General features: G+C 70.3%; 9 protein-coding genes. 6 read left to right on the top strand and 3 right to left on the bottom strand.

Going from position 1 to position 13,947, the window contains the following annotated elements; translation table 11 throughout:
* Nucleotides 1–186 precede the first annotated feature (186 nt).
* Entirely contained in the window at nucleotides 187–1,842 is a 1,656-nt protein-coding gene (locus KIP79_RS16435; RefSeq protein ID WP_214105680.1) for a DUF4082 domain-containing protein, read from the bottom strand.
* 245 nt (nucleotides 1,843–2,087) lie between these two features.
* Between KIP79_RS16435 and KIP79_RS16430 the strand changes: the two genes are divergently transcribed.
* Entirely contained in the window at nucleotides 2,088–3,611 is a 1,524-nt protein-coding gene (locus KIP79_RS16430) for a serine/threonine-protein kinase (protein ID WP_308169746.1), read from the top strand.
* Nucleotides 3,612–3,681: 70 nt separating this feature from the next.
* Nucleotides 3,682–4,863: an esterase-like activity of phytase family protein gene (locus tag KIP79_RS16425; protein ID WP_214105679.1), complete on the top strand. Its 1,182-nt coding sequence runs from the start codon at nucleotides 3,682–3,684 to the stop codon at nucleotides 4,861–4,863.
* A gap of 55 nt (nucleotides 4,864–4,918) precedes the next feature.
* Here KIP79_RS16425 and KIP79_RS16420 read toward each other — a convergent pair whose 3' ends face one another.
* Entirely contained in the window at nucleotides 4,919–5,941 is a 1,023-nt protein-coding gene (locus KIP79_RS16420; protein WP_214105678.1) for a LacI family DNA-binding transcriptional regulator, read from the bottom strand.
* Between the two features lie 171 nt (nucleotides 5,942–6,112).
* On the opposite strand from KIP79_RS16420, the gene KIP79_RS16415 reads away from it, so the two are divergent.
* From KIP79_RS16415 to KIP79_RS16400, 4 genes are read left to right on the top strand one after another with little or no spacing between them, the layout of a single operon-like run.
* Nucleotides 6,113–7,402, top strand: coding sequence for a sugar ABC transporter substrate-binding protein (locus KIP79_RS16415; protein WP_214105677.1), 1,290 nt, complete (start codon nucleotides 6,113–6,115; stop codon nucleotides 7,400–7,402).
* Nucleotides 7,399–8,982 carry an ABC transporter permease subunit gene (locus KIP79_RS16410; RefSeq protein ID WP_250213318.1) on the top strand — a complete coding sequence of 528 codons (1,584 nt, stop codon included), beginning with the start codon at nucleotides 7,399–7,401 and terminating at the stop codon, nucleotides 8,980–8,982. Before KIP79_RS16415 ends, KIP79_RS16410 begins: the two co-directional genes overlap by 4 nt.
* Complete coding sequence (locus tag KIP79_RS16405; RefSeq protein ID WP_214105676.1) at nucleotides 8,982–9,815, top strand: sugar ABC transporter permease; 834 nt, start codon at nucleotides 8,982–8,984, stop codon at nucleotides 9,813–9,815. Before KIP79_RS16410 ends, KIP79_RS16405 begins: the two co-directional genes overlap by 1 nt.
* Before the next feature lie 17 nt (nucleotides 9,816–9,832).
* Entirely contained in the window at nucleotides 9,833–11,635 is a 1,803-nt protein-coding gene (locus KIP79_RS16400) for a glycoside hydrolase family 13 protein (protein WP_214105675.1), read from the top strand.
* A gap of 52 nt (nucleotides 11,636–11,687) precedes the next feature.
* Here the strand turns inward: KIP79_RS16400 and KIP79_RS16395 are convergent, their stop codons facing one another.
* Nucleotides 11,688–13,820, bottom strand: a complete 2,133-nt coding sequence (locus tag KIP79_RS16395; protein ID WP_214105674.1) for a M6 family metalloprotease domain-containing protein — start codon at nucleotides 13,818–13,820, stop codon at nucleotides 11,688–11,690.
* Nucleotides 13,821–13,947: the final 127 nt, after the last annotated feature.

Here is a 13,947-nt window from a genome sequence, read left to right as displayed (position 1 = left end):
CTTGGCAGGTGGAGTTGTTGTAGCAGCGAGACCTGGCCGAATATCCCGTCAAATGACGGCATTGCCGCTGTTATCCGGGACCGGTCATCGGCTCACCGGCGTCAAGACGGCAGATCGAGCCGTAAATGACCATGGAAATAGAGGGCCGCCGGCCCGTGACAACGGACCGGCGGCAAATCGGGATTTTCAGTCGTGTCGTTCCGGGGCCGGGATCGGGCGGCCGTTGTCGTGCCAGACGTTTCCGGAGAGTTCGGTGAGGATGGACTGGGTGCTCAGCAGGATCGGGCAGTCGTAGAAGGAGTGCGAGCCGAACCGGTTGCCGACCACCCGCAGGCCGGTCAGCGGTCCGTTCAGCACGTTGTGGTTGAAGTTGAGGGTGCAGGCGCCGCCGTCGAGGAAGTTGTCCACCACGAGGGTGTCCGGGGCGGAGGACTGCAGGGCGGCGTTGGCGCTCTTGGTGGTGGTCATGTCGATGGTGTTGTGGCGGAGCACCACGTTCGACTCCCCGGCCATGGACTGCACGCCGTCGTTGTGGGTGGGCCCGCCGTTCTGGTTGGGGTCGGAGGCGAACCAGGTCAGGTCGTGGATGTAGGAGTCCTGGATGACCGTGCCGGTGCCGGCCTTGGCGCCGTCGGTGCTGCCGCGGAACTCGCTGCGGAGCACCGTGGTGTTGCGCGACCAGAGGCCGTCGATGCCGGGGCTCGGGTGGGCGGGGGCGAACTCCGAGTCCATGATCACGATGTTGCGGCCGCGGTTGGTGTCCACCAGCGCGATGTTGCGGTCGGTGACGCCGCCGCGGAACACGCAGTCCTTGAAGGTGATGTTGGAGCCGGTGACCTTGACGAAGCCCCGGAACTCCTTGCCGCTGATCACCTGGTTGTCGGTGGCGAAGGTCTGGTCGCCGTTGACGACGGTGAGCTGGGTGCCGGGGGTCACGCCGGTGTTGCTCGCGTTCGGGAAACCACCGGTGGGGGCCGGGGTTGTCGTTTTAGTCGGAGTCGAGCTGGGCGTCGGGGTCGGCGTGGGGCTCGGGCTGGGCTTCGGTGAAGGCGATGGGCTGGGGGAGGGGCTGGGGGACGGCGGGATCGGGCTCGGCGTTGTGGACGCCGTCACCGTGGCGATCACCGTCGGGGTGGGGCTCGGCGTCGGCGACGGGCTGGGCGTGGGCGTGACGGCGGGGGTTTCCGGGTCGGGGGAGCTTCCCGGTGCCGGGACGGTCTCCCACCACTGGAAGACCGGGTCCACGAAGTAGCTGTAGTTCTTGGGGTTCCACCTGTTGGGGAAGCGGCTCTTGCCGTACCGGTACACGCCGGTACGGGACAGGTCGGCGCTCACCGGCCCGCTGGGCGCGACCGCCTCGCGGCTCGCCACGTAGGTGCCGTTCTCGCTGTGGAAGGAGATCGTGTACGTACGCCCCGCCCGTACCGTGACAGGACGGGCGAAGCTCGCCTCCTGCCACCCCGACCGGGTCTCCCCGGCGAAGGTGACCCGGGCCAGCCGCTCGCCCCGCGAGTCCCAGAGGCTGCCGATGTGCCGCCCGCGCTCGCCCGGGGCCTTGAAGAACCGCAGTCCGGCCACCTGGCCGTCCCTGGCCACGGTGAACCGGGTGCCGAGTTCGAGTGGCGCGCGGTCGGCGTACCGCCGGGGGGTGACGGCCACGGCCGGGTTCCAGAGGCTGGCCTCCTTCAACTCCGGGGCGGAGACCCGCCGTACGGCGGCGGCCGGGACCACCTCGGGGCTGTCCCGGGTGCTCAGCACGGTGACGGTGACCGCGCCGGTGACCAGGGCTCCGGTGAGAGCCAGCCAAACCCTCGGGCGGCGGAACGAGAACGCATGAACCATGGGTCAGACCTCCGGGCGAACGTGCTCGCCGGGTCGCGTCGTGTGGACCGATCCTGCTTTCCGGGGGCCATTGTTGCGGCTGGGATAACGGACTCGCATCATTTTGGGCAAACCCGTCGTGATCTATTCATTTGATCTATGGGACGAGCTGAGAAAACGCCCTGAGATGAAGTACGGTTTGTGCGCTCCACGCTGCCCGGAGCCCCAGCCTGGAAACACCCGGAGTACACAGGGAGAAAAGTGCTGTGACGCTGCTCGCCGGGCGCTACCGCCTGCACTCGCGCATCGGCCAGGGCGGCATGGGCGCGGTCTGGCACGCCGTCGACGACCTGCTCCGCCAGGAGGTCGCCGTCAAGGAGGTGCTCCTCCCGCCGGAACTCGACCAGGCCAAGCTGACCGAGCTGCGCGAGCGCACCCTGCGTGAGGCCCGCGCCGCGGCCAGGCTGCGCTCCCACCCGTCCATCGTGACCGTGCACGACGTGGTGCTGGAGGACGGGCGGCCGTGGATCGTCATGGAACTGGTCCGGGGCCAGTCGCTGCAGGCGCTCGTGCAGTCCCGGGGGCCGTTGCCGCCGCCGCGCGTGGCCGCGATCGGCGCGACCGTGCTGGACGCGCTCACCGCCGCGCACGGCATGGGCATCCTGCACCGGGACGTCAAACCCGGCAACGTGCTGATCACCGACCAGGGGCGGGTGCTGCTCACCGACTTCGGCATCGCCAGCGTGGCCGACGACGTGGCGCTCACCCAGACCGGCGTGCTGTCCGGCTCGCCCGGGTACATGGCGCCCGAGCGGCTGCGCGGCGAGAAGGACGGGCCGCTGTCCGACCTGTGGTCGCTGGGGGCCACGCTGTACACGGCGGTGGAGGGCACCGGGGCGTTCCACCGGGACAACTCGGCGGCGGTGATGGCCGCCGTGCTCATGCAGCCGCCGCACCCGATGCGGCTGGCCGGGCCGCTGGCGCCGGTGCTGGGCGCGATGCTGGAGAAGGACCCCGCCAGGCGCTGCCCGGCCGACTGGGCGCTCGCCCAGCTCCAGGCCGTCGCGGGCGGCCAGGCGACCCCGACCCCGCCGCCGCCCCCGCAGTACGGCGCGCAGCCCCCGGCGTACCACCAACCGATGACGGGCCCGACCCAGGCAGCCGCGCCGCGGAGCGCCAACCGGGCGCCGGTCGTCGTCGGAGGCGTCCTGGCGGTGGCGCTGCTGGCCACGGCCGGGGTGGTCGTCTGGAACGGCTGGTCGGGACCGGCCTCCAGTGGCGTCAGCATGAGTAGCTCTCCGCCCGAGTCTTCCGCCACACCAAGTGCCGGTTCGAGCGCCCCGACGGGTCGCGCCCTGCTCACCAGCAATCCGAAAGCGTGCTCGCTGCTCACCCCCGCGCAGGCGCGGGTCCTGGTCGGCGGCCAGGCGGAGCAGATGTTCATGACCGCCGACGCCTGCCAGTGGAACGGCCCCGGCGGCGCGTACGTGCAGATCCAGAAGTACCAGTACCCCAGCGAGGAGACCGCCCGCCTCACCTACGACATGAGCAGGACGACCGCCGAGGAGGAACCCCAGCGCCAGCCAGGGACCCAGCTCAGGCCCGGCGCGAAGGCCGGGGACGCGGCCATCACCTGGACCCGCGACGCCGGTTCCTACCACCAGACCCAAATGATCCTCCGCACCGCCAACGTCACGGCCCAGCTCTACTACTCCGGCCCGCGCTCCGGATACACGACGATCGACCGCTTCGCCCAGCTCGTCGTCCGCGCCCTGCACAAGGCCGGTTGACAACCGTCCCACGGGAAACATCCATCTCGAATTCGGACGCGCGTCACACTGGGTCCCTAACGTGCCGGGCATGAGGAAAACTTTGATCATCCTTGGCGCCGCGGCTCTGAGCCTCGCGGCAGCCGTGCCCGCCCAGGCCACCAACGGTTCCGGGTACGGCAGGGCCACCCTGACCGGCTTCGCCTCGCTGCCCGCCGAGACCTTCGTGCCCGGCAGCGAGCCCTCGGGCGCGGCGCTGGGCACCACGCCCAGCAACGGGATCACCCCGCCCTTCGCCGGCCAGCCCGTCCAGGGCTTCAGCGGCATCGTCGGCAACGGGGACGGCACCTTCCACGTGCTCTCCGACAACGGCTACGGGAACAAGGCCAACAGCGGCGACTTCCTGCTCCGGGTGCACCACATCAAGCCCTCGTTCAAGGACGGCTCGGTCAAGGTGCTCGGCGGCTTCTACCTGAGCGACCCGGACCGCAAGGTGCCCTTCGCGCTCACCCGCGCCGACCGCACGCTCACCGGTTCCGACTTCGACGTTGAGTCCATCCTGCGTACCAGCGACGGCACGTACTGGATCGGTGACGAGTTCGGCCCGTGGCTGCTGCACTTCTCGGCCACCGGCAAGCTGCTTGAGGCGCCCATCGCGCTGCCCGGCGTGCGGGCCCCGGAGAACCCGTACCTGAACGGCGGTACCCCCAACCTCGGCAGCAGCAAGGGCTTCGAGGGCATGGCCCGGTCGGTGAACGGGAAGACGCTCTACCCGATGCTGGAGGGCACGGTCGCGGGCGACCCGGCCGGGACGCTGCGGATCAACGAGTTCGACCTGCGCCGCCGCGCCTACACCGGCAAGCGCTGGGCGTACCAGATGGACAGCCCTTCGAACGCCATCGGCGACTTCATCGCCGTGGACAACCGCCGCTTCCTGGTGATCGAGCGTGACGGCGGTCAGGGCGACGCCGCCGCGTTCAAGAAGATCTTCGAGGTCACCCTGATCGGCAACGGGACCACCCGCAAGGAGCTCGTCGCCGACCTGCTCGACATCGCCAACCCGCGCGGCATCGGCGGCTTCCCTGCCACCTTCCGCTTCCCCTTCCAGACCATCGAGGACGTCGTGATCCTCGACGACCGCACCCTCGGCGTCCTGGACGACAACAACTTCCCGTTCTCCAACGGCCGCACGCCCGGCAAGCCGGACAACAACGAGTTCATCACCATCCGGCTGGGCGCCCCGCTCAAGGCCGACCACCGCGTCTACGAGTAACCCAGCAGGCCGGTACCGGCCGTTGAAAGACTTGACGAAACTCTTTCACTGAATTTCACCGCATGGTGTGCGCCCCGGTGGAGGCCCGTAGCACGAGCTCCGGCTCGAACAGGTGCTCCGCCGGTTTGGCGCCCTTCCCCCTGATCTCGTCGATGAGCGCGCGCACGGCGGCCACCCCGATGGCCAGGACCGGCTGGCGGACCGTGGTGAGCGGCGGATCGGTGAACGACATCAGCAGCGAGTCGTCGGCCCCGATCACCGACACGTCCGCGGGAACCCGCAGGCCGCGGCGCCGGGCCGCCCGGATCGCCCCGAGGGCCATCAGGTCGCTGCCGCAGACCAGCGCGGTCACCCCCTGCTCGAGCAGCAGGTTGGCGGCCGACTGCCCGCCGTTGACGTCGAAGGTGGTGAGCTCGACGAGCTCGCCCGCGCCGGGGCCGAAGGCCTCCCGCATGGCCTGGCGGAAGCCGGCCAGCCGCCGCCGGACGGGGGAGTAGTTGGCCGGGCCGCTCAGGAAGCCGATCCGCCGGTGGCCGAGCTCGATCAGGTGCCGGACCGCGATCCGCCCCGCGATGGCGTCGTCGCAGGACAGGGTGGGGATGGCCAGGCCGGGCAGGTCCCCGTTGACGAACACGATGGGCATGCGCTGGCGCTTGAGGTCCTCGTAGCGGGAGCGGTCGATCGTGGTGTCGGCGTGCAGTCCGGAGACGAAGATGATGCCGGACACGCCCCGGTCCAGCAGCATGCCGACGTACTCGTCCTCGCCGGCGCCCTCCGGGGTCATCGTGCCGAGCACGGCGGTGTAGCCGTGCCTTGCCAGACTGCCCTCGATGACCTGGGCGAACAGCGGGAAGACCGGGTTCTGCAACTCGGCGACGATCAGGCCGACCAGGCCGGAGCTGCGCGGCCGTAACGCGCTCGGCCGCTCGTAGCCGAGCACGTCGAGCGCGGTGATCACCGCCCGGCGCGCCTTCGCGCTCACTCCCGGCCGCTCGTTGAGCACCCGGGAGACGGTCGCCTTGCTGACGCCCGCGTGCCGGGCGATGTCGTCGAGTCGCGCTGCCGCTCGTTCTGCCATCCGTGGGGATTCCTGATCTTCTTGGTGGAACGTCGCAAGGAATCCTGAAACACGGCAGCAATTCTCTGCAACATCTTTCGGGTATCGAAATGGACTGTTAATTTCTCGTCACACCGCGCGGTCACCCCCCTGGGCCTTCGCCCTTCCTCCCTCATCACCTGGAGCGATGCTGTGCGCACGATTTTCCGAGCACCGGCACTCGGCCTGGCCGCGTGCCTGGCGCTGACCGCCTGCGGTGGCGGCACCCCGGCCGACACCCCGGCCGCGCAGGCGCCCACCACGGCGCCCGCCGAGGACGCGGCGACCGCCACGCTGACCATCTGGGCCGACCAGAAGCGGTCCGAGACCCTCAAGCCGTTCGCCGAGGCCTTCGCCAAGGAGAACGGCATCAAGGCCGAGGTGGTCGCCGTCGCCCAGAACCAGCAGCAGACCTTCGTCACCGCCTCCCAGGCGGGCAAGGGCCCCGACGTCCTGGTCGGCGCGCACGACTGGATCGGCAACCTGGTCCAGAACGGCCTGATCGACCCCATCCAGCTGACCGAGGACCAGCTCTCCGGGTACGTGGACGTGGCGCGCAAGGCCGTCACCTACGACGGGCAGGTGTACGGCATCCCGTACGCGGTGGAGAACCTGGCGCTGTTCCGCAACACCGACCTCGCGCCGAAGGCGCCGCAGACCTTCGACGAACTCGTCGAGACCGGCAAGAAGCTCAAGGAGGCCGGCCGGGTCGAGGAGATCCTGGGCTACACGATCAGCCAGCAGGACGGCCAGTCCGGCGACACCTACCACATGTACCCGCTCTACACCTCCGGCGGCGGCTACCTGTTCGGGACCAAGCCCAACGGCGACCCCGACCCGGCCGACCTCGGCGTCGGCACGCCCGAGTCGATCGCCGCCTTCGAGAAGGTGGCCGCGCTCGGCGAGAAGGGCGCGGGCGCGCTCAAGCGCTCCTTCACCTCGGACAACTCCGCCGCGCTCTTCGCCGACGGCAAGACCGCGTTCCTGGTGGCCGGGCCCTGGCGGCTGGCCGACGTGCGCACCGCGGGCGTCAAGTACGACGTCACGCCCGTGCCTCCCTTCAAGGGCGGCGACCCCGCCCGCAGCTTCGTCGGCGTGCAGGCGTTCTTCGTGGCGAGCAAGGGCCAGAACAAGGCCCTGGCCCAGGAGTTCGTCACCAACACCCTGGCCACGCCCGAGGTGGCCCAGGCGCTGTTCGACGCCGAGCCGCGGATGCCCGCGCTGAAGACCGCCCTTGCGTACGCCGCGGGCAAGGACCCCGACGTCGCCAAGTTCGAGGCCGCGGCGGCCGACGGCGTGCCGCTGCCCGCGATCCCGCAGATGGTCGCCGTCTGGGGACCGTTCAACACGCTGATCCACGCCGTGGTCAAGGGCGAGCCCGTCGCCCCCGCGGTGAAGGCCGCCGGCAAGGCCATCGCCGAACAGCTCGGACAGACGGGATGACGATGCTCCAAACCCCCGCCCGGCGGCGCCGGGCGGGGACCGGCGCGCCGCCCCCGCGCACCCGGAACTGGCCCGGCTCGGCCTCGGGGGTGGCCGGCCGGGTCCTCGCCCTGGGCCTGATCCTCGGCATCGCCGTTTGGGCCGCCGTCCCGCTCGTCTCCTCCGGAGCCTGGACCGGGGTGGCGATCACCGCGGTCGCGACCGGGATCGCCCTGTACGCCTACCTCAGCCCGCGCCGGCTGCCCGCCAAGTACCTGCTGCCCACCACCTTCCTGCTGGTGGCCTTCCAGGTGTTCCCGGTGCTCTACACGATGTCGCTGGCGCTCACCAACATCGGCGACGGGCACCTGGGCAGCAAGCAGGAGGCGATCACCGCCATCGAGACCTCCTCGGTCCGGCGTGAGGCGGGGTCGGCCGAGTTCCGGCTCACCGTGGCCGAACGGGACGGGGCCCTGGTGTTCCTGCTGGCCGACCCCGCCACCCGCGCCACGTACGCCGGGACTCCGGACGGGCTGCGCCCGCTCGACGGCGCGGTGCCCGGCCCCGGCGGCAGGATCGCCGCCGCCGACGGGTACACCGTGCTGACCGGGGCCCAGGCCGCCGCGCGGAGCGCGGAGATCACCGCGCTGACCGTGCCGGTGGACGGCGGCGCCATCCGGAGCCAGGGGCTGACCCGTGCGTACCAGGGCAAAGCTGTGCTGGCCTATGACGCGGGCTGCGACTGCGTGACAGGTGAGGGCAGGATCTGGCGATCCGATGAGACGCAGGGCAGGTTCGTCGCCGCCGACGGTCACGCGCTGCCGCAGGGGTGGCAGGTCGGGGTCGGCCTGGCCAATCTGACGGCGGCGCTGACCAACCCGAAGATCAACGCGCACTTCGCGGGTGTCTTCGCCTGGAACCTGGTCTACGCGGTCGGCGTCGTCGTACTCACCGCCGCGCTGGGGGTGGCCGCCGCCCTCGTGCTGCACCACCGGCGGATGCGCGGGGTCCGCGCGTACAGGACCCTGATCGTGCTGCCGTACGCGATGCCCGCGTTCGCGATGCTGCTGGTCTGGCGGGACATGTTCAACACCGACTTCGGACTGATCAACCGGCTGCTCGGCCTGCACACCGACTGGCTGGGCACGCCGCTCACCGCGCGACTGTCGGTGCTGCTGGTCCAGCTCTGGCTGGGCTTCCCGTACATGTTCCTGGTCGCCACCGGCGCGCTCCAGACGATCCCGGACGAGTACCTGGAGGCGGCCGAGGTCGACGGCGCCTCGCCCTGGCAGCGGTTCCGGCAGGTCACCCTGCCGTTGCTGCTGCTCGCCCTCGCGCCGCTGCTGGTGTCCTCGTTCGCGTTCAACTTCAACAACTTCAACGGCGTCTTCCTGGTGACCTCGGGCGGGCCCTTCCCGTCGGACAACCCCACCGTCGGCGCCACCGACCTGCTGATCACCTACACCTTCCGGCTGGCCTTCGGCCAGCAGGGCGCGGAGTACGGCCTGGCCGCCGCGATGTCGATCTACGTCTATCTGATCGTCGCGGTGATCTCGATCATCGGCTTCCGGCGCACCCGGGCCTTCAAGGAGGTGACCTGATGCGCGCGCTCGCCTGGCGGCACGCCGCCGCGGTCCTCATCACGGCGTTCGCCGTGCTGCCCATCGTGTTCGTGGTGTCGGCCGCGCTCAACCCGATCGGCACGCTCAGCTCGACCAACCTGGTGCCGCGCGGCGCCGGGTTCGGGAACCTGTCCCGGCTGGTCGAGGAGACCCATTTCTGGACGTGGTACCGCAACTCGATCGTCGTGTCGGGGCTGACCGCGGCCCTGGCCGTCGCCGTCTCCGCGCTGTCGGCGTACGCGTTCAGCAGGTTCCGCTTCCCCGGCCGCCGGGCCGGGCTGGTGAGCCTGCTGGTCATCCAGGCGTTCCCGCAGTTCCTGGCCATCGTCCCGCTGTACGTGATCTTCAGCGCGATCAGCGACAACTGGCCGGCCTTCGGGCTGAACAGCGTCTGGGGCGTGGTGCTGCTCTACATCGGCGGGCAGGTCGGGGTGAACACCTGGCTGATCAAGGGCTTCTTCGACTCGATCCCCAGGGAGCTCGACGACGCCATGCGGATCGACGGCTGCACCCACACCCAGGCGTTCCTGCGGGTGGTCCTGCCGCTGGCGGCGCCGGTGCTGGCGATCAGCGGGCTGCTGGTGTTCATCGCCACCATCAACGAGTTCCTCATCGCGAGCGTCTTCCTCACCGGTGACGACGCCCGCACGCTCGCGGTCGGGCTGTTCGGCCTGCTCGCCGACCAGCGCAACGCCAACTTCGGCATGTTCGCCGTCGGGACCCTGCTGACCGCGATCCCTACGGTGCTCGTCTTCCAGTTCCTGCAGAGATACATCGTCCACGGGCTGACCGCGGGCGCGGTGAAGGGATGACGTGAAGGAAAATGACAATGCTTGATCGGGGATTCCACCACGACGGGTCTGCCGACCACGTCAGCACGCTGGCGCCCGAGCCGGGGGAGACCGTCACGGTGTTCCTCCGCACGCCGAAGGAGCACCGCAGCGGCGTGCACGTCCGCTCCACGCCCGACGGTGAGCCGCATTTCACCGAGGCCGTCGTCGACCGGGAGACCGAGCACGAGATCTGGTGGCGGGCCGACGTGGTGGCCCGCAACCCGGTCACCCGCTACCGCTTTCTGCTCGCTGGATCGCCGGGTTCGCCCGGCTACCGCTGGCTGAACGGCGCCGGCCTGCACGGCAACGACGTGCCGGACGCCGACGACTTCCGGCTGGTCACGTACGCGGCCCCGCCGGAGTGGGCGCACGACGCCGTGGTCTACGAGATCTTCCCCGACCGGTTCGCCCGTTCCGGCGCGCGGCGGGCGCTGCCCGCGTGGGCGGAGGAACGCGAGTGGGACGATCCGGTCGCGGGCAGCGGCCCCGCCACGCCTCTCCAGATCTTCGGCGGCGATCTGGACGGCGTGCGCGAGCGGCTCGGGCACATCGCCGCGCTCGGCGCGAACACCCTCTACCTGACGCCCGTGTTCCCCGCGGCGTCCAACCACCGGTACGACGCCGCGTCGTTCGCCGAGATCGACCCCCTGCTCGGCGGCGACGCCGCCTACCGCCGGCTGGTGGACGAGGCGCACGCGCGGGGCATGCGGATCCTCGGGGACATCACCACCAACCACTGCGGGGACACCCATCCGTGGTTCCAGGCCGCGCGGGCCGACAAGGGGGCGCCCGAGCGAGAGATGTTCGTCTTCGGCGACGAGGGGCTCGGCTACGAGGCGTGGATGGGCGTCGCCTCCCTGCCGAAGCTCGACTGGACCAGCGAACTGGTCCGCCGCCGGATGATCGAGGCGGACGACTCGGCGGTCCGCCGCTGGATCCGCTTCGGCCTGGACGGCTGGCGCGTCGACGTCGCGAACATGACCGCCCGGCTGCGCGGGGACGACCTCACTCGCGAGGTGGCCGCGCGGCTCAGGCGGGCGATGGTCGCGGAGAACCCCGACACGCTCCTGGTCGCCGAGCACGCCCACGACGCCTCGGGCGACCTGGACGCCGACGGCTGGCACGGCACCATGAACTACGCCGGATTCACCCGCCCCGTCTGGAGTTGGCTACGCGGCCCCGAGGTCCGGCTGCCCTTCCTGGGCGTGCCCGCCCCCATCCCCCGCCTGGGCGGCGACGCCCTCCTCGCCACCATGCGCTCCTTCTCGGCGCGCACCTCCTGGCGCTCCCTCACCCACTCGTGGTCGCTGCTCAGCTCCCACGACACCGCCAGGATCCGTACGGTCTGCGGCGGCGACCCCGCTCTGGTGGAGGTCGCGGCCGGCCTGCTGTTCACCCTCCCCGGCACCCCGATGATCTTCGCAGGCGACGAGCTCGGCCTGGAAGGCGCCTGGGGCGAGGACGCCCGCCGCACCATGCCCTGGCACCACCAGCACACCTGGGACACCCGCACCCTCACCACCTACCGCGACCTGGTATCCCTCCGCCGCAACGAACACGTCCTCCGCCACGGCGGCCTCCGCTGGCTCCACGCCTCCGAAGACGCCCTGGTCTTCCTCCGCGAACACGCGGGCGAGCGCCTGCTCGTACTGGCCGCCCGCGCCCCCCACGACCCGGTCCGCCTACGCCTCGGCTCAGCCGGCACCCCGCTGTACGGCTCGGCAGACCTGCTCCCCGCCCAGGACGGCACCCACGTCCTGCCGTCAGACGGCCCGGCCTTCCACGTCTGGCGGTTGTGACCAGGCGGGCCGGGATGGAGGGGCACGGTGGATGCCGTGCCCCTCCGGGGGGTTAGCGGCCGAGGCCGACGGCGACGCAGGTTGCGGTGTCGGTCTTGGTGGGGTCGCTTACCGAGGTGGCGGTTAGCTTGATCTTGGCGGTTCGGGTGCCGCCCTGGTCGCGGAGGGCGTGGACCGGGACGGTGGTGTTCTTGCCGAAGTCGGCGGTGGCCAGGTGGTTGGGCAGGGAGATGGTCCAGCCCTGGCCGTTCACTTCGGCGGTGAGGCGGTAGACGTCGCCGTTCAGGTAGGCGGAGACGTCCTCGGGGTGGGTGGCGGTGGTGGCCGCCGCCTTGCCGGTGTTCCTGAGCTGGAACTCGCAGGTGGCCGGGGTGTCCCCGGCCGTGACGTCGGCGGTGGGGATGAGCTTGACACCGCGCAGCTGGGGGCCGGAGCCGTCCAGGGAGCGGACCGCGACCTTGTAGGAGAGCTCACCCTTGGCCGAGCGCTTCAGGTCGAGGACGTAGAAGTGCAGGCGGTTGGGCTCGTCGACGAACTCGTACTCGCTGCCGGAGTCGGCGCCGGCGTGGAAGAGGGCGTCGGAGAGCTGGCGGTAGTCGCCCATGGTGATGGGCACGGCGGTGCCGTCCGGCAGGACGTAGTCGGTCATGCCGATGTCCTGCGGGTTGGCGTCGACGACCCACTCGAACGGCGCGCTGTCCCGGTCCTTGGTCTTGGCGAGCAGGACTCCGGAGTCGGGCGTGAAGGAGTCGGCGCCCATGCGGTCCACGACCTCGATCGTGTAGTTGTTGTAGCCGCCGCCGTCACAGAGCACGTTGGTGGCGATGCTGCAGGCGGGGGTCTTGTCGCCGGTGGGCATCGCGATGTTCACGCCCATCAGGCCGTCCGGGCCGGGCTGTACGGCGCGTGCCGTCACCTCCGCGATGACCAGGCCGGAGGCGCCCAGCTGGTCGCGGTCGAGCCGGAGCACGTTGGCCTCGTCCACCATGCCCAGCTTGATCTTGTTACGGAGCATGTGCTGGGCGCCCATGGAGCCGCCCGAGGTGGGCGGGATCAGCCACCGGCTGTGCGGGCCGCCCGGGCCGTTGAAGCTGCCCCGGCTGAGCATCTCCCAGATGCCGGTGTACGCGCGGCGCAGCGGCACCCCGTACGGGTTGTTGTAGTTGTCGGCGATGCCCATGATGTGGCTGAGCTCGTGGGCGTACACGCCCATGCCGGAGCTCTCCGCCTGGACCGAGTCCACCCCGAACCGGGCGTTCGGCCAGAAGGTGGAGCCCGCCTGCCAGGAGGTCCACTCCACGTACCGGGTGGGTGACCAGTTGGGCAGGTTCGGGTCGCTCTCCGGGCCCCACTCGTCGGTCACGTCCTCCTTGGTGGGGAACTTCATCATGCCGAACTCCTGCCAGGTCGACGACTCGTCCTGGCCGGCGCTCACGTAGAAGACGAAGTCGAACTGGGCGGTCGTCTCGGGGCCGACCGCGGCCAGCCAGGCGGCGTTGCCGTCGGTGCGCAGGTTCCTGTTGCAGTTGTCCCCGGCCGGGCAGGAGTTGCGCTGGTACTCCATGGCGTACTCGTGGTCCTTGCCGGGCATGGTGTAGGGCCCGAAGCCGGTGAGGTCCACGCCGTACCGGCCGCCGGAGTCCTCCATCCAGTACTCGTGGATGGTGTGGCCGCGGTTGAGGGCGTTCGGGGTGTTCAGGAAGTCCTGGTAGAACTTGGCGACCTGGTCACGGGGGATGTCGTGGGCCTCGGCGGTGGGGTTCTTGAAGACCGTGGAACCCTTCGGCTGGGTCACCACGAACGGCTGGTTCGGGTAGTCCAGCAGCACCAGCGCGCCCTTGAAGGTGCGCGCCGAACCCTTGACGGCGGGGTCGTTCCAGCTGGTGCCCGGCGGCTTCTTGTAGTCGGACCACGTCATGTGGTCCGGGTTCTTCCAGTTCTGCGGGTCGATCGGGCCCGGCAGGCCCGACTGGCCGGGCTGGCCAGGCCGGGCACCGAGCGTGCGGAGCTGCGCGGCCCCGGCGCCCTCGTCCTGCTGCCACGGCTGGGTCTGTGGCCAGTGGTCGTACCGCCAGGGGTACTCCGGGTCGGGAGCGGGCTCGGCGGAGACGGGGGTAACCGGTAGTAACGAAAGAGGCAGGATTGCTGCCACGGCTGCCACGAGCAACCTGAGGGGGCGTTTCATAGTATGTGACGTTATATAGCGTGTTTTGGAAGATCAATTGACACTCTGTTACATGTCCGGAAAAGCTGGCATACGTGATCTACGTTGTAAAGGCGACGGCCGCCGTACGCGGAGGTGCGTACGGCGG

Source organism: Acrocarpospora catenulata (assembly GCF_018476525.1).
Lineage (GTDB): Bacteria > Actinomycetota > Actinomycetes > Streptosporangiales > Streptosporangiaceae > Acrocarpospora > Acrocarpospora catenulata.
This window is presented reverse-complemented; position numbering and strand designations above follow the sequence as displayed.